We start from the raw sequence: 15582 nt of genomic DNA, 5'->3' as shown, positions 1-15582 counted from the left end.
GGGCAGGCTGACGAGCATCTTCAGTCACATCTGTGGCCCCCTTGCCCCCCACGCCTAACCTGAGGATATGGACGTGAACGCGGCGGTCGCAGCCGTGGCGGCGATAGCCGGTCTCTGCACCGGCGTGGTCGCCATGCTGGCATTCCGTCTCAGCGAACGCGAGCGCACGCGTTCCCCTGGCGCACCCCCCACCGCCGAGGCGGTCCTGCCCCCGGGCGTCGACACCGTTCTGTCCGTCCTCCGCTCGTCGGCCGTCGTCCTCGACGACGGGGACGGTGTGGTCAAGGCCAGCTCGGCCGCGTACGCTCTCGGACTGGTGCGCGGCGGGCGGCTTGCCGTCGAGCCCATGCTCACGATGGCGCGTGACACCCGGCGGGACGGGGAGATCCGGGAGATGGAGCTTGACCTGCCGCGCCGCGGCCGCGGCCTGGGAAGGGCCGACGTGCTGGCCGTCTCGGCCCGCGCCGCGCCCCTGGGCTCGCGCCTCGTGCTCCTGCTCGTCGAGGACCTGACCGAGGCCCGCCGCATCGAGGCGGTCCGCCGCGACTTCGTCGCCAACGTCAGCCACGAGCTGAAGACCCCGGCCGGCGCGCTCTCCCTGCTCTCCGAGGCGGTGGTCGACGCCGCGGACGACCCCGAGGCGGTCACCCGCTTCGCTGGCCGCATGCAGTACGAGGCGACCCGGCTGACCAATCTGATCCAGGAGCTGATCGACCTCTCCAGGGTCCAGGACAACGACATGCTGTCCAACGCCGAGCTGGTCCCGGCCGCCGACCTCGTCACCGAGGCGCTCGAACGCTGCCGCCAGCAGGCCGACAGCAAGCACATCACCATCGCGTCGGGCGGCGTCGACGACCTGAGCGTCTGGGGGAACCGCGCGCAGCTCGCCGCCGCCCTGGGCAACCTGGTGGAGAACGCCGTCAACTACAGCCCGCCCCACACGCGCGTCGCCATCGCCGGATCCCGGCTGCGCGTCCAGGGCGGCGAGCTGATCGAGATCGCCGTGACCGACCAGGGCATCGGCATCCCCGAGACCGACAGGGAACGCGTCTTCGAGCGCTTCTACCGCGTCGACCCCGCCCGCTCCCGGGCGACCGGAGGTACGGGCCTCGGCCTTGCCATCGTCAAACACGTGGCCGCCTCGCACGGCGGGGAGGTCCAGGTGTGGAGCGCCGAAGGCCAGGGCTCCACCTTCACCCTGCGGCTGCCGGAACCCGGCAGCGCGCGGGACCGCCACCTCGCCGCCCGCAAGAAGCGGGACGGCCTCGGTGGCACCCTGCATGAACCGGCCGAGTTCCCCGACAGCCCGGAAGCCGTCGCCGGACCGGAGCCACACTCCATCCGCACCAACGAAACTGCCCGGGAGGTCCTCCCGTGACCCGAGTGCTCGTCGTCGAGGACGAGGAGTCGTTCAGCGACGTCCTTTCGTACATGCTCCGCAAGGAGGGCTTCGAGGTCGCCACCGCGGCCACGGGGCCCGAGGGGCTGGACGAGTTCGAGCGCAATGGCGCCGATCTGGTCCTGCTCGATCTCATGCTGCCCGGGCTGCCCGGCACCGAGGTCTGCCGCCAGCTGAGGGGCCGCTCCAACGTCCCGGTCATCATGGTGACCGCCAAGGACAGTGAGATCGACAAGGTCGTCGGCCTGGAAATAGGGGCCGACGACTATGTGACCAAGCCGTTCTCCTCGCGGGAGCTGGTCGCCCGCATCCGCGCGGTGCTCCGCCGCCGCGGGGAGTCGGAGGAGGAGAGCCCGGCCGCCCTCGAGGCGGGCCCGGTCCGGATGGACGTCGACCGGCACGTGGTCACCGTCTCGGGCCGCAAGGTCGACCTGCCGCTCAAGGAGTTCGACCTGCTGGCGATGCTCCTGCGCAACGCGGGCCGCGTGCTGACCCGCATGCAGCTCATCGACCGGGTCTGGGGCGCTGACTACGTCGGCGACACCAAGACGCTCGACGTCCATGTGAAGCGGCTGCGCGCCAAGATCGAGCCCGACCCCGGCGCGCCGCGCTACCTGGTCACCGTCCGCGGCCTCGGCTACAAGTTCGAGCCGTGACGCGGAGGAACGCCGGTGCCCCGACGTCGTGACGCCGCGGCACCGGCGTTCCGCGCCAGGGGCTCAGCCGAGCGTGCCGTCGTCCGCCTCGTCGCCGACGGTCCCTTCGTCGACCCCGCCGTCCGCGGTGCCCTCGTCGCCGGTCTCGCCGCCGCCCGTCGCGTCACCCGGGGTCTGGGGGGCCTCGGGGTTCTCCGGGTCGCCGGTCGCGCCCTCCACGTCACCGGGGGCTCCGTCGCCGATCCCCTCGGTCTCGCCGGTCCCCTCGGTCTCGCCGGTCTCGCCGGTCCCCTCGGTGGCGCCGTCCTCGGTGCCCTCCGGCGTCTCCGGCGTCTCGCTCGGCTCGGGCTCGGGCGTGGCCGTCGGGGCCCAGTCGGCGAAGTGCTCGAACGTGCCGTTGTCCGGCACGACGCGCGCCGAGAGCGGGATCTCGCCCGTCTCGCTCAGCACGAAGACCAGCTGCTCGGCGTCGCCGAGCGCGATGCCGCCCGCCGCCGGGTCGGGGATGAGCGCCGTGACATTGCCCTCGCCGCCCAGCGCGACGGAGCCGCGGGCCGGGACGACGACCTCGCTCTCGCCCTCGGCGGGGATCAGCTCGACCCGCTGGTCGGAGTCGGGGAGCGTGATGGCCTCGAGGACCTGGTCGGTCCTGCCGTCGTTGAACACCCGCCCGGTGACGCCCCCCGGGCTCTCACGCCCCTCGGGCAGCACGACGTTGATGCTCTGCACCTTGATGTCGTCCACCTGGGCGGTGGCGTTGTCCGGCCTGGTCTTGCCGGTCTCGGCGTCGTTGCCCGCCCCGCAGGCCGACAGCGCGGCCGCGGTGGAGAACGCGAAGAAGGCGGCGGCGACGCCGCGTCGAAGGCTGCTGCTCACGGCGGCGGCATCTCCTCGGACGGTGCTGGTGATCTATCGGGCACAGGGTACCCAAGCGCTTTTCGGCCGCCCCGGGCGGCCCCTGAAGTGAACGCGGGTGAACCCCGGTGAATTCGCCGACGGGCCCTCTTTCCGGGGCTGTTCCCCCCGCGCGCCCGCGCTCAATTCGACGGGCGGGCGGAGACGCGCCGACCACTTTCCGCCAACTGGGACAAAACGGACGCCTTTCCAAGGTCAACCGAACTTTCTTGTCTTCTTTCGGACGTAGATCGGCGAACTGCCCCACGCCGCAATCGCCCCCCTCACCTGCGGATACCCGCCGCGTCCGGCCCGCCGAAGCACGGCACCGGGGCGCTTGTCAACCCCCGAGATGTGTCCTGACCTGGGAAAACGTCATTCAAAGGGGACTCTTCCCGTGTTAGCATGGAGAGCCACGGAAGGGGTACCTGTCACATGACGTTCAAGGTTGGCGACACCGTGGTCTATCCCCATCACGGGGCCGCGCTGATCGAGGCCATCGAAACTCGCCAGATTAAAGGCGTGGACAAGACCTACTTGGTGCTGAAGGTCGCCCAGGGGGACCTGGAAGTGCGTGTCCCGGCGGAAAATGCCGAGCTGGTCGGTGTCCGCGACGTGGTAGGCCAGGACGGGCTCGACCGGGTCTTCGAGGTGCTGCGCGCGCCGTATGCCGAGGAGCCCACCAACTGGTCGAGGCGGTACAAGGCGAACCTGGAGAAGCTGGCGTCGGGCGACGTCATCAAGGTCGCCGAGGTCGTGCGCGACCTGTGGCGCCGCGAGCGCGAGCGCGGCCTGTCCGCCGGTGAGAAGCGCATGCTCGCCAAGGCCCGGCAGATCCTGGTCAGCGAGCTGGCTCTCGCCGAGGCGACGAACGAGGACAAGGCCGAGTCCCTGCTCGACGAGGTGCTCGCCTCCTGACGGTCGTGGGCCCACCCGCCTTTCCCCATCGACCCACGCGGGCCACGCGACTCACGGCAGCCACCTGACCCCGCTTCTGACCCCGCTTCGCGTGCGACGACGAACGTGCCGCAGCGCCCGGAGGCATCCCCTGTGCCATACGGGCGCTGCCGCATGTACGGATCGTTCGAACGATGTGCCGGGCCCGTGCAGCTCCTCCGACCGGCTGTCACGGAAGGGTCCGGTCGTGTGGTGCCCGGCACGCTCAGGCCATACCCAACACCACCCTGCAAACAAACCTGCACCCGTCACCCAATGACAGACACCACACCTGAAGCCCGCGCCCCGCTGCCCCGCACCGCGGCCGTCATTCCCGCGGCGGGCAGTGGCGTCCGCCTCGGCCCCGGCCTCCCCAAGGCGCTGCGCCCGCTCGGCGGCACCCCGATGCTGGTGCACGCCGCCCACGCCATGGCCAGGGCGCGTGCCGTCGTCCTGGTCGTCGTCGTGGCCCCGGCCGCCGAGACCGGGGCCGTCCGCTCCCTGCTCGACGAGCACCCCCCGCCGCCCGGCGTGGACCAGATGGTCGTGGCCGGAGGGGCGACCCGCCAGGAGTCCGTCAGGCTCGGGCTCGACGCGCTCCCCGACGACATCGAGGTGGTGCTGGTGCACGACGCGGCCCGCCCCCTCGTTCCCGTGGACACCGTGGACGCGGTCGCCGCCGCCGTCCACGCGGGCGCCCCGGCCGTCGTCCCCGCGCTGCCCGTGACCGACACCGTCAAGCGGATCGCCGCCCCGGCGGCCGACGGCGCGTCCGAGCCGGTCGTGGCGACCCCCGACCGTTCGCTCCTGCGCGCGGTGCAGACGCCCCAGGGGTTCGACCGCGCCACCCTGGTCAAGGCGCATGAGCGGCTGGCCGACGACGCGGAGGCCGCCGCGACCGACGACGGCGGGCTCGTCGAACGGCTCGGGGTGCCGGTCGTCCTGGTCCCCGGCCATGAGGAGGCGTTCAAGGTGACCCGCCCGCTCGACCTGGTGCTCGCCGAGGCCGTGCTCGCCCGCAGGAGGCTCAACGATGGCTTCTGAGACGGGTGCGCGTGAGACAGATTCCGGAGCGTTCGGAGCGTTTGGAGCGCGCGTGGGGATCGGCACCGATGTGCACGCCTTCGCGCCGGGGCGCGCGCTGTGGTGCGCCGGACTGCACTGGCCCGACGCGGAGTTCGGGCTCGCGGGGCACTCCGACGGCGACGTGGCGGCGCACGCCGCGTGCGACGCGCTGTTCTCCGCCTCGGGCACCGGCGACCTGGGCGAGCACTTCGGCACCGACCGCCCCGAGTGGTCGGGCGCCTCGGGCGTCGCCCTGCTGGGCGAGGCGGCCAGGATCGTGAGGGCCGCGGGGTTCGAGATCGGCAACGTCGCCATCCAGGTCATCGGCGTCCGCCCCCGCGTCGGCAAGCGGCGCGCGGAGGCGCAGCGCGCGCTCTCCGACGCGCTCGGGGGCGCGCCCGTCTCCGTCTCCGGCACCACGACCGACGGCCTCGGGCTGACCGGGCGAGGCGAGGGCCTGGCCGCCATCGCCACCGCGCTGGTGCTGCCGGGACCCGCGGCACTAGGTTCCTGAAGAGGCGGTCTGGCGCCGCCGAGGGAGTTGTGCCAGATTCAACGACTCGGAAGGAACCTCAAGAAAGGTGTCACCGTGGCAGTCACGCTCCCCGAGGGCCTCAAGGCGGTGCTCGACAGCAAGGTGTTCGTCACCGTTGCGACCATCCAGCGGGACGGCAGTCCCCAGCTCACCCCCGTCTGGGTCAAGCGGGACGGGGACGACCTGCTGATCTCGACCACCGTCGGGCGCAGCAAGGAGCGTAACCTGCGCCGTGACCCGCGCGTCACCGTGCAGGTGCTCCCCGCCGATGCCCCCTACAGCTACGCCACCGTCTACGGAAAGGCCGAGCTGACGACCGAGGGCGGCCAGGAGCTGATCGACGACCTGGCCCTGAAGTACGTCGGTAAGAAGTACGCGGAGTTCAACGCCTCGGCCGCGCAGGAAACCCCCCGCGTCGTCGTGCGGGTCACGGCGGAGCGCATCGTCGGCCAGGGCATCGTCTGAGCCGCGCGGCGGCCAAATATGGCGTGTACATGACGCTTCACGATCCCCGTGCCACGCGACGGCGCGGGGGTCACCCTCCTCCCACTACTCTTGACGCGTGACCATTCGCCTGTACGACACCAGTGCCCGGCAGATCCGTGACTTTGTCCCGCTCACGCCGGGCTGTGTCTCGATCTACCTCTGTGGCGCCACCGTCCAGGCCGCCCCCCACATCGGGCACGTCAGGTCCGGGGTCAACTTCGACATCATGCGCCGCTGGTTCGCCTACCGCGGATATCAGGTCGTCTTCATCCGCAACGTCACGGACATCGAGGACAAGATCCTGGCGAAGAGCGCGGACCAGGGGCGCCCGTGGTGGTCACTGAGCTACGAGAACGAGCGCGCGTTCGATGACGCCTATGCCGCGCTCGGCTGCCTCCCGCCCACCTACCAGCCACGCGCGACCGGTCATGTCCCGGAGATGATCGCGTTGATGCGCACCCTGATCGACCGCGGTCACGCCTATCCCGCGGGCGGCAGCGTCTACTTCGATGTGCGCTCCTTCCCCGGCTATCTCCAGCTGTCGAACCAGGAGCTCGACCACCTCCTCCAGCCGGGCGGCGAGGGCGAGGCGGACAAGCGCGACCCGCGCGACTTCGCGCTGTGGAAGGCCGCCAAGCCGGGCGAGCCCACATGGGAGACCCCCTGGGGCCCTGGCCGCCCCGGCTGGCACCTGGAGTGCTCGGCCATGGCCCACACCTACCTGGGCGAGGCGTTCGACATCCACGGCGGCGGGATCGACCTGATCTTCCCGCACCACGAGAACGAGATCGCGCAGTCGAAGGCCGCGGGGGACACGTTCGCCCGGTACTGGACGCACAACGCCTGGGTCACCATGAGCGGCGAGAAGATGAGCAAGTCGCTCGGGAACTCCGTGCTCGTCGGCGAGATGGTCAAGCGCTGGCGGCCCATCGTCCTGCGGTACTACCTCGGCACCCCCCACTACCGCTCGATGATCGAGTACAGCGAGGCCGCGCTCGCCGAGGCCGACGCCGGGTTCACGCGGATCGAGGGCTTCGTCGACCGCGCGGTCGAGCAGGTCGGCGACATCGCCCCCGCCGCCGCCGTGCCCGCCGACTTCGCCGCCGCGATGGACGACGACCTGGGCGTTCCCCAGGCGCTCGCCGCCGTGCACACCACCGTCAGGCAGGGCAACGCCGCGCTCGCCGAGGGCGACAAGGAGTCGGTCGCCTCGCTCGCCGGTCAGGTCAGGGCCATGCTCGGCGTGCTCGGCCTCGACCCGCTCGCCGCGCCGTGGGCGGGCGCGGGCGGGCGCGGCGACCAGCTCGCCGCGGCGGTCGACACGCTGGTCGGCCTCGTGCTGAGCCAGCGGCAGGCCGCCCGCGAGCGCAAGGACTACGCCACCGCGGACGCCATCAGGGACGAGCTGACCTCGGCTGGCCTGGTGATCGAGGACACCCCCGACGGTCCCCGCTGGGACCTCAGCTGAGAAGGACCGGACCACCCATGCCAGGCAACAGCCAGCGCCGCAACCGCCGTACGTCCCAGAAGAAGGGGCCGCAGATCGGCAGCGGCGGCCAGCGCCGCCGCGGCCTCAAGGGCAAGGGGCCCACGCCCCCGGCCGAGGCCCGCACCGGCCACCCCAAGAAGCGCGCGGCCGAGCTGCGCGCCCGCAAGGACGCGGGCCGCAAGGCCGCGGCCCGGCGCGGCGGCACGTCGCCGTCCGAGCTGGTCGTCGGCCGGAATCCGGTGTTCGAGGCGCTGCGCGGCGGCGTTCCCGCGACCACGCTGTATGTGCAGCAGTTCCTGGAGAGCGACGACCGCGTCACCGACGCCGTCAAGCTCGCCATGGAGCGGGGCGATGTGCACCTGCTCGAGGCGCCGCGCCCCGAGCTCGACCGCATCACCGGCGGGCTGAACCACCAGGGCCTTGTCCTCCAGGTCCCGCCCTACGAGTACGCCCACCCCGACGACCTGACGGACGCGGCGGCCGACGCGGGCGCCGACCCGCTGATCGTGGCGCTCGACGGGGTCACCGACCCGCGGAACCTCGGCGCGGTCGTCCGCTCGGCCAGCGCGTTCGGCGGCCATGGCGTCGTCGTGCCCGAGCGGCGCGCGGCCGGGATGACGGCGGGTGCGTGGAAGACCTCGGCGGGCACCGCGGCGCGCACGCCGGTCGCCCGCGCCACCAACCTCACGCGCACGCTGAAGGACTACCAGAGGGCGGGGCTGACCGTGGTCGGCCTCGCGGCGGACGGCGAGAGGGAGCTCGGCGACGTCGACGCGCTCGGCGGGCCCGTGGTCATCGTGGTCGGCAGCGAGGGCAGGGGCCTGTCCCGGCTCGTCGGGGAGACGTGCGACATCCGCGCGCGCATCCCGATGCCGGGCGGTGCCGAGAGCCTCAACGCCGGTGTGGCGGCCGGGATCGTGCTGTACGAGGCGGCCCGCCGCCGCTGATCCGCGCGGCGCGTTCGAAGGGTCCGGCCCGAAGGGTCTGACGGGTCTGACGGGTCTTGAGGGGCGCCGACAGAGTTCGGTCCCGTCTGAGTCAAGGCAGTGTCTTCTGCGTGTGTCACTCGGTTAGATGAGTGTGGACACCAGAACACCCCGCGGCGGCCTCACGCTGGACGAGCCGGTGCTGAGCACGGTCAAGGTGCCGTCCGACCCGGCCCAGGTCGTCGTCAACCACGCCAGTTTCCGGGTGCGGCTCGCCACCCCGCCGCCCGTGAGCATCGCGGTCCCCGACACGGGGGAGCTGCCCCGGATCCCCGCGGCGGGGCGCCGCCGCCCGCTGGTGTGGTCGGGACGCAGCGCGCCGGGTGACGCGGGCGCGAGCACGCTGTTGCGCGCCGTGCGTGAGGCGGGGGACGCGCGCGCCGAGAGCGCGACCCGGGTGCTCCCGCGCGTTTCCGCGGGCGCGCGCCCGCCCGTGGTCGGGCCCCGTGCGCCGCAGCCCTCCGAGTCGACGCGGCTGCTGCCCGCGGCGCGCGGCGGCGGCGCCCGCGACGGTGTGCACGGCGATGCCCATGGGGATGTCCACGGCGATGTCCACGACGCGTACGCCGAGGGCGCCGGGGCGGGACCCGAGGGCGGCGCCGCGCTCGGGGCGGCCACGCGCCCCGAGCCGCGCCAGCACCGCGCCGACGCGCGGCAGGCGTACTATCCGGGGCGCCATCTCAGCCTGGGCGTCGTGCTGTTGCCGCTGCGCCTTGTGCTGGGCTTCATGGCGATCTACGCCGGGATGGGCAAGCTCACCAACCCCGTCTACTTCGACGGCGGCGAGCGGGGGTCGCTCAACGCGTGGCTCGCGTCACTCCACCCGTGGGGCGCGGCCGACCCGCTGTACCAGTGGGCGCTCTCCCACCCGGTGGGCGCCGGGCTGACCGTGGCGTTCACCCAGATCATCATCGGCGTGCTCACTCTCTTCGGGCTCTGGCAGCGGCTGGCCGCGGGGATCGGCGTCCTGCTGTCGCTCGCGCTGCTCGTGACCGTCAGCTGGCGGAACGGGCCCGCGTACGACGCCCCCGACCTGTTCCTCGCCGCCGCCTGGTCGCCGCTGCTGATCGCGGGCGCGCCCGTCTACTCGCTCGACGCGCGCCTGGCGAGCGAGGCGTGGCGCAGGCTGGGGCCGCGCGTTCCGCTCGCCGATCTGCGCCACCGGGTGCTGCGCAGGGGCGCGGCCCTGGCCACGCTGCTGGTCGGGCTCGCGCTGCTGATCGGCTCGCTGCTCGGCAGCGCGGTGCGCTCCGACCGCTTCCCGACGCTGCCAGGCCCCGGCGAGCCGCCGCGCAACCACCTTCCGGGCGAGCCGCTGCCCGAGGACGAGGCGCCCGAGCGGGACCGCGACGAGCCCGAGCGGCGCGAGGAGCGCGGCGCCTCGCCCGAGGAGTCGGCGTCGCCCGACGAGCGGGGCGCGGGCGACGAGGAGAGCCCGCGCGGCCAGGAGGGCGGCGCCCCTGGCACGCCGGGCACGGACGCGCCGGGGGAGAGCTCCCCGAGCGCCGAACAGACCGTTCCCGCGCCGCAGCAGCCCGCCGCGCCCGACCCGCATGTTCCCGAGGAGCCCGCGGCGCCCTCGTCGCCCGGCGCGGGCGACGGCGGGGAGGCCGTCGACGAGAGCCCGTCCACCGAGGAAGGGGGGGACGGGAGCAGCCTCAGCCCTATCGGCGGGCTGCTCGGCTAGGTGAGCTTCTGGGGTAGGTGATCCACGGGTGCGCCGCGCGGGCGACCGGCAGGCGGCCGCCCGGAGTTGGCGAGCTGGCCCGGCTGCCGCCGCCGGACGCGCCGCGGCTCCCCGGTGGCCGCCGTCCGCTGCCTGAGGAGCGTTCGATGCGCGAGGTCACGGACGGGACGGGGGAGCCTACGGGGTCGTCAGCTCGCGCGCGGCCTGGGTCAGGTCCTTGGCGGTGTCGATGGCCCGCCAGTACGCGCCCTGCGGCAACGGGAAGCCCGCGAGCCTGCGTTCCCTCGCGAGGCGGGGGAACGTGGTGCGCTCGTGGTCGCCGCGGTCCGGCAGGAGCTTGGTGAACTCGGCCGCGAAGACATAGATCCCGGCGTTGATCAGATAGGGCGATGGCGGGGCCTCGATGAAGTCGAGGACATGGCCGAACTCGTCCGTCTCGACCACGCCCCAGGGGATCCGCGGGCGGGCGAGCGCGAGGGTGGCCAACGCGTCGCGCTCCTCGTGGAATTCGGACATCTCACGCAGCGAGAAGCGGGTCCAGATGTCGCCGTTGGTGGCGAACCACGGCTCGTCGGGGCGCGGCAGCGCGGCGGCGGCGTGCTTGAGGCCGCCGCCGCGGCCCAGTGGCTCGTGCTCCACGACGGTGGTGACGCGCAGCGGCAGCTCGGCGGAGTCCAGCCACTCCTGGAGGACTTCGGCGAGGTGCCCGCAGGAGACGACGGCGTCCGTGACGCCCTCGGCGGCGAGCCAGGCGAGCTGGTGGCCGATGATCGGCACCCCGGTGCCGGGGATCTCCACCATCGGCTTGGGCCGGTCGTCGGTGTAGGGGCGCAGCCGCGAGCCCTGGCCCCCGGCCAGGACCACGGCCTGCGTCGGCTGCGGGGCGTCGAGCGGGGCTTGCGTCATGCGGGCAGCCTATGCGGTGCGGTGATCGCGGAGAACGGCCGGGTGCGGCCCTTCAGTCGTCGGCCGTGTCGTCGGGCGCCCCCGGTCTGCGGTCGGTCGGACCCGGGTCGGCGCCTGGTCGGCGGTCGGTCGGCCGTCAGTCGGCCGTCAGTCGGCGGCGGCGACGCCCGAGGCGTACGCGGTGTCGCACACGGGGCGCGCGTGCTGCTGGGCGCGCTGGGGGCTGCCGTATTTCTCCACCGCCGCCTCGCCGAGCGCCCTGGCGATGTCCTGGCAGTGCGGCGCGAGGGCCGGGTCGCGGTCGACGGCCCGCTGGAGCTCGGTGAGCGCGGCGCCCGGGTCCTCCGCGCGCAGCGTGGTGACCAGCCGGTCGCGCAGCAAGTCCTCGGGCGCCTGCCGCTGTTGCTCGGCCGAGGCGGTCAGCATCTGCGTCTCGGTGGGCGTGCCCGCCCAGGGGACGTGGGTGACGGCGAGGGTCCCGGAGAGCACCAGGACGGCCGGGAGGGCGATGGCGAGACTTCTGCCGATGTGTCGGAGTGCCTGATTCACTTGAGGTCTTCCTCGCGAGACGGTGACGGGCTTGGAGAATGGTAGCGAGGAGTAGTGGTGGGGATACCTTCCGCCACCCTCGCGGGTGACGCTGTCCCAGGTTTTCGATGGGCCGTTGACGAGCGAAGGGCCGTGTTTCCGCAACGTGTGCGGAAACACGGCCCTCATGGCCCTGACACAGGGGCGGCGGGGGAGCCGCCCGGTGCTCAGTCGCTCAACTGCTCAGTCGCTCAACTGCTCAGTCGCTCAACTGGTCAGTCGCTCAGTCGCTCGCCGGAACCGGCGGCGAAGACGTGGGTCTCGCCGGGGCGCGGCACGACGTTCAGCTTGGCGCCCTTCTCAGGGACGTCGCGGCTGTCGACGCGGATGACCAGGTCCTTGATGTCGCCGCCGAACTCGGCGGTGCCGTACACGTACGCGTCGGCGCCGGTCTCCTCGACGACGTTGACGGTGACGGCGAGGCCCGCCTCCTTCTTCTCGTCCGCCTTGGCCAGCCCCGAGGCGGCGCCGTCGCTCTCGCCGTTGACCACGACGAAGTGCTCGGGGCGGCAGCCGACGACGACGTTGGTGTCGCCCTTCGCCTGGGCCTCGCTGAGCGCGGCGCGCTCGACGGGGACCACGCTGTTGCCGAACTTGACGCCGCCGTCGGCGATCGGGACCTCGACCAGGTTCATGGCGGGGGAGCCGATGAAGCCCGCCACAAAGAGGTTCGCGGGCTTGTCGTACATGTTGCGCGGGCTGTCCACCTGCTGGAGCAGGCCGTCCTTGAGGACCGCGACCCGGTCGCCCATGGTCATGGCCTCGACCTGGTCGTGGGTGACATAGACCGTGGTGACGCCGAGGCGCCGCTGAAGTCCCGCGATCTGCGTACGGGTCTGGACGCGGAGCTTGGCGTCGAGGTTCGACAGCGGCTCGTCCATGAGGAACACCTGCGGCTCACGCACGATCGCGCGGCCCATCGCGACACGCTGCCGCTGACCACCGGAGAGCGCCTTGGGCTTGCGGTCCAGGTACTCGGTGAGGTCGAGGATCTTGGCGGCCTCCTCGACCTTCGCGCGGATGTCGGTCTTGTTGACCCCGGCGATCTTGAGCGCGAAGCCCATGTTCTGGGCCACGGTCATGTGCGGGTACAGCGCGTAGTTCTGGAACACCATCGCGATGTCCCGGTCCTTCGGCGGCAGGTGGGTGACGTCACGGTCACCGATGTGGATGGAGCCTCCGTTGACGTCCTCGAGACCCGCGAGCATGCGCAGGGAGGTGGACTTGCCGCAGCCGGAGGGGCCGACCAGCACGAGGAACTCGCCGTCCGCGATCTCGATGTCGAGCTGGTCGACGGCGGGGACCTCGGACCCGGGGTAGATCCGGGTGGCCTTGTCATAGGTGACCGTAGCCATGTCTCTCTGTCTCCTTCTACCGGCAGGAACGTGCCGGACGATCCGAGTAGGAAGGTGTGACGGCCATGTAAATGGACGCTGAGTGAACCTAACTCGAAACGGGTGGGAAAGTCAGTAGCCGGTGCGCAAAAATAGTGATCGCATGATCGGTGCGACGTCCTACGCGTCCACCGACCGGCTGTTCGCGCCCGTGTACCCTGGACCAGCCGTCGCCGCCTTAGCTCAGTCGGCCAGAGCAGCTGTCTTGTAAACAGCAGGTCGTCGGTTCGAATCCGACAGGCGGCTCCACACTCTCCGCACCCCCCGCGCGGGCCCGCACCGGGCCCGTTCGCGCCGCTCGGCCGCCCCCTCGCGCCCGGGATCTCCCTTGACGGGCCTCGATGTCCGACCATAGAAATAACGCGCATGTCTCAACAGGATCGATCAGGGGATGACAGATGCGCGACGGGACCCTCGTCCACCTCCGTTCCGCCGGCACCAGCCTCGTGCTGGACTGCACCGGCGCGGGGCTGCCCCGGATCCTGCACTGGGGGGATGACCTGGGAGACGGGCTCGACCAGGGCGTTCTCGCCGCGCTCGCCCGCGCGGAGGTCCCGCAGACCGCCTCCAACAACGTGGATGTCGTCGTCCCCGTCGCGGTGCTGCCCGAGCAGTCGGCGGGCTGGCTCGGTACCCCTGGTCTGACGGGGCACCGCGCGGGCGCCGACTTCTCCACGGCGTTCGCGGTCACCTCCGTCGAGGCCGCCGAGCGGGCGCTCACGGTGACCGCCGAGGACCGCACGGCCGCGCTGGTACTCCGCCTGGAGATCGAGCTGACCGCAAGCGGCCTTGTGCGCCAGCGCGCCACCGTGAGCAGCACGGCGGCGGCCGATCGCGCGCCGTTCGCCCTCTCCGGGGTGCTTCTCACCCTGCCCGTGCCCGAGCGCGCCACCGAGATACTCGACATGACCGGGCGGCACCTGCGCGAACGCACCCCGCAGCGGCACGCGTTCACCATCGGGACGCATCTGCGCGAGAACCGCAAGGGCCGCACCGGCACCGACGCGGCCACCGTGCACGTCGCGGGCGAGCGCGGCTTCGGCTTCAGGTCGGGCGAGGTCTGGGGCGTGCACGTGGCCTGGAGCGGGAACCAGCGCTCGCTGGCCGAGCGCACCCACACCGGGGCCGCGATCCTGGGCGGCGGCGAGCTGCTGCTCGCGGGTGAGCTGGCGCTGGGCGCGGGCGAGTCGTACACGACCCCGTGGGTCTACGGCAGTTGGGGGCGCGGCCTCGACGAGCTGGCCGCCCGCTTCCACGGCTATCTGCGCGGGCGTGAGGGCCATCCGCGCACGCCGCGCCCGGTGACGCTCAACGTATGGGAGGCCGTCTACTTCGACCACGACCTCGGCAAGCTCACCAAGCTGGCCGACCTCGCGGCCGAGGTGGGCGCGGAGCGGTTCGTGCTGGACGACGGCTGGTTCAGGGGGCGGCGCCACGACCGCGCGGGCCTGGGCGACTGGTATGTGGACGAGGGCGTGTGGCCCGGGGGGCTGCACCCGCTGGCCCGCCATGTGCGGTCGCTCGGCATCGAGTTCGGCCTGTGGGTCGAGCCCGAGATGGTCAACCCGGACTCCGACCTGGCCCGCGCCCACCCCGAGTGGATCCTGGCCACCGGCGACCGGCTGCCGCCCGAGTCGCGCAACCAGCAGGTCCTCGACCTCGGCCACGCCGGCGCGTACGCCTACATCCTGGAGCGCCTTGACGCGCTGGTCACCGAGTACGAGCTCACCTATCTCAAGTGGGACCACAACCGCGACCTGGTCGACGCGGGCCACAGTCCCACGGGGCGCGCCGGCGTGCACGCCCAGACCGAGGCCGTCTACCGGCTGCTCGACGAGCTGCGCGCGCGGCACCCCGGCCTGGAGATCGAGTCCTGCTCGTCGGGCGGCGGCCGCGTCGACCTCGGCATCCTGGAGCGCACCGACCGCGTGTGGACGAGCGACTGCATCGACGCGCTCGAACGCCAGCAGATCCAGCGCTTCACCGGCCTGCTGCTCCCGCCCGAGCTGATGGGCGCGCACGTCGGGGCGCCCACGGCGCACACCACGGGGCGCACGCACGCCCTGGGCTTCAGGGCGGGGACCGCGCTGTTCGGGCACTTCGGCATCGAGTGGGACCTGACGCGTTCGACACCGGAGGACCGGGCGGCGCTCACCGAGTGGATCGCGCTGTACAAGCGGCTGCGCCCGCTGCTGCACGGCGGCGCCGTGGTACGCGGCGACCACCCGGACCCGGCGCTGTGGACACACGGCGTGGTGGCTCACGACCGCTCGCGCGCCGTCTACGCCTGGGTGCAGATGGCGACCAGCGCCGTCTCGCCGCCAGGGCGCGTCACGCTGCCGGGGCTCGACCCCGACGCCACCTACCGGGTCGCGCCGCTGGCCCCCGGCGACCGGCTCGCGGGGTCGCGCGCTGCCACGCTGCCCTGGTGGAACGAGGGCGTGACGCTGCCGGGGCGCGCCCTGGCGACGGTCGGGGTGCGCGCCCCCATCCAGTGGCCCGAGCGACTGGTGCTGATCGAGGCCGTCCGGATCTGATCGTTGGGTGGCTGATCGTTATTG

The 15582-nt window shown here is 72.6% G+C and carries 14 protein-coding genes and 1 tRNA gene; 11 read left to right on the top strand and 4 right to left on the bottom strand.

Annotation, left to right across the window (positions count from 1 at the left end):
* Positions 1-67 precede the first annotated feature (67 nt).
* Positions 68-1378 (top strand): cell wall metabolism sensor histidine kinase WalK, encoded by a 1311-nt coding sequence (locus tag DEH69_RS14230; protein ID WP_113687310.1) that lies wholly within the window; start codon positions 68-70, stop codon positions 1376-1378.
* Positions 1375-2055, top strand: coding sequence for a response regulator transcription factor (locus DEH69_RS14225; protein ID WP_113687309.1), 681 nt, complete (start codon positions 1375-1377; stop codon positions 2053-2055). Before DEH69_RS14230 ends, DEH69_RS14225 begins: the two co-directional genes overlap by 4 nt.
* 63 nt (positions 2056-2118) lie before the next feature.
* Here DEH69_RS14225 and DEH69_RS14220 read toward each other — a convergent pair whose 3' ends face one another.
* Entirely contained in the window at positions 2119-2931 is an 813-nt protein-coding gene (locus tag DEH69_RS14220; RefSeq protein ID WP_113687308.1) for a DUF461 domain-containing protein, read from the bottom strand.
* A gap of 453 nt (positions 2932-3384) precedes the next feature.
* Between DEH69_RS14220 and DEH69_RS14210 the strand changes: the two genes are divergently transcribed.
* The 7 genes from DEH69_RS14210 (at position 3385) to DEH69_RS14180 (ending at position 10133) form a co-directional block, all read left to right on the top strand.
* A complete protein-coding gene (locus DEH69_RS14210) occupies positions 3385-3867 on the top strand; it encodes a CarD family transcriptional regulator (protein ID WP_049563928.1) in 483 nt (160 codons plus the stop codon).
* A 294-nt stretch (positions 3868-4161) separates the two neighbouring features.
* Positions 4162-4929, top strand: coding sequence for a 2-C-methyl-D-erythritol 4-phosphate cytidylyltransferase (ispD, locus tag DEH69_RS14205; protein WP_113687307.1), 768 nt, complete (start codon positions 4162-4164; stop codon positions 4927-4929).
* Entirely contained in the window at positions 4919-5464 is a 546-nt protein-coding gene (ispF, locus tag DEH69_RS14200; RefSeq protein ID WP_113687306.1) for a 2-C-methyl-D-erythritol 2,4-cyclodiphosphate synthase, read from the top strand. Before ispD ends, ispF begins: the two co-directional genes overlap by 11 nt.
* Before the next feature lie 75 nt (positions 5465-5539).
* Complete coding sequence (locus DEH69_RS14195; protein WP_113687305.1) at positions 5540-5950, top strand: PPOX class F420-dependent oxidoreductase; 411 nt, start codon at positions 5540-5542, stop codon at positions 5948-5950.
* Positions 5951-6047: 97 nt separating this feature from the next.
* Complete coding sequence (gene cysS, locus DEH69_RS14190; RefSeq protein WP_113687304.1) at positions 6048-7439, top strand: cysteine--tRNA ligase; 1392 nt, start codon at positions 6048-6050, stop codon at positions 7437-7439.
* A 17-nt stretch (positions 7440-7456) separates the two neighbouring features.
* Positions 7457-8407: a 23S rRNA (guanosine(2251)-2'-O)-methyltransferase RlmB gene (rlmB, locus tag DEH69_RS14185; RefSeq protein ID WP_113687303.1), complete on the top strand. Its 951-nt coding sequence runs from the start codon at positions 7457-7459 to the stop codon at positions 8405-8407.
* 127 nt (positions 8408-8534) lie between these two features.
* A complete protein-coding gene (locus DEH69_RS14180; RefSeq protein WP_113687302.1) occupies positions 8535-10133 on the top strand; it encodes a DoxX family membrane protein in 1599 nt (532 codons plus the stop codon).
* A gap of 177 nt (positions 10134-10310) precedes the next feature.
* Here the strand turns inward: DEH69_RS14180 and DEH69_RS14175 are convergent, their stop codons facing one another.
* The 3 genes from DEH69_RS14175 to DEH69_RS14165 form a co-directional block, all read right to left on the bottom strand.
* Positions 10311-11039: a nucleotidyltransferase family protein gene (locus DEH69_RS14175; protein ID WP_113687301.1), complete on the bottom strand. Its 729-nt coding sequence runs from the start codon at positions 11037-11039 to the stop codon at positions 10311-10313.
* A 147-nt stretch (positions 11040-11186) separates the two neighbouring features.
* A complete protein-coding gene (locus tag DEH69_RS14170) occupies positions 11187-11588 on the bottom strand; it encodes a hypothetical protein (RefSeq protein WP_113687300.1) in 402 nt (133 codons plus the stop codon).
* Positions 11589-11842: 254 nt separating this feature from the next.
* Entirely contained in the window at positions 11843-12982 is a 1140-nt protein-coding gene (locus DEH69_RS14165) for an ABC transporter ATP-binding protein (protein WP_113687299.1), read from the bottom strand.
* 211 nt (positions 12983-13193) lie between these two features.
* Here DEH69_RS14165 and DEH69_RS14160 point away from each other — a divergent pair.
* Positions 13194-13270: transfer RNA gene (locus DEH69_RS14160), tRNA-Thr, on the top strand.
* A 149-nt stretch (positions 13271-13419) separates the two neighbouring features.
* Positions 13420-15558 carry an alpha-galactosidase gene (locus DEH69_RS14155; protein WP_113687298.1) on the top strand — a complete coding sequence of 713 codons (2139 nt, stop codon included), beginning with the start codon at positions 13420-13422 and terminating at the stop codon, positions 15556-15558.
* Positions 15559-15582: the final 24 nt, after the last annotated feature.

It is taken from the genome of Streptomyces sp. PT12 (genome assembly GCF_003311645.1).
Taxonomy (GTDB): domain Bacteria; phylum Actinomycetota; class Actinomycetes; order Streptomycetales; family Streptomycetaceae; genus Streptomyces.
This window is presented reverse-complemented; position numbering and strand designations above follow the sequence as displayed.

What these genes read in the sequence shown, in the direction of transcription:
- DEH69_RS14230 (WP_113687310.1), top strand. Translation starts at nt 68, where the DNA reads ATGGACGTGAACGCGGCGGTCGCAGCCGTGGCGGCGATAGCCGGTCTC.
- DEH69_RS14210 (WP_049563928.1), top strand. Translation starts at nt 3,385, where the DNA reads ATGACGTTCAAGGTTGGCGACACCGTGGTCTATCCCCATCACGGGGCC.
- DEH69_RS14180 (WP_113687302.1), top strand. Translation starts at nt 8,535, where the DNA reads ATGAGTGTGGACACCAGAACACCCCGCGGCGGCCTCACGCTGGACGAG.
- ispD (WP_113687307.1), top strand. Translation starts at nt 4,162, where the DNA reads ATGACAGACACCACACCTGAAGCCCGCGCCCCGCTGCCCCGCACCGCG.
- DEH69_RS14165 (WP_113687299.1), bottom strand. Translation starts at nt 12,982, where the DNA reads ATGGCTACGGTCACCTATGACAAGGCCACCCGGATCTACCCCGGGTCC.
- ispF (WP_113687306.1), top strand. Translation starts at nt 4,919, where the DNA reads ATGGCTTCTGAGACGGGTGCGCGTGAGACAGATTCCGGAGCGTTCGGA.
- DEH69_RS14155 (WP_113687298.1), top strand. Translation starts at nt 13,420, where the DNA reads ATGCGCGACGGGACCCTCGTCCACCTCCGTTCCGCCGGCACCAGCCTC.
- DEH69_RS14175 (WP_113687301.1), bottom strand. Translation starts at nt 11,039, where the DNA reads ATGACGCAAGCCCCGCTCGACGCCCCGCAGCCGACGCAGGCCGTGGTC.
- rlmB (WP_113687303.1), top strand. Translation starts at nt 7,457, where the DNA reads ATGCCAGGCAACAGCCAGCGCCGCAACCGCCGTACGTCCCAGAAGAAG.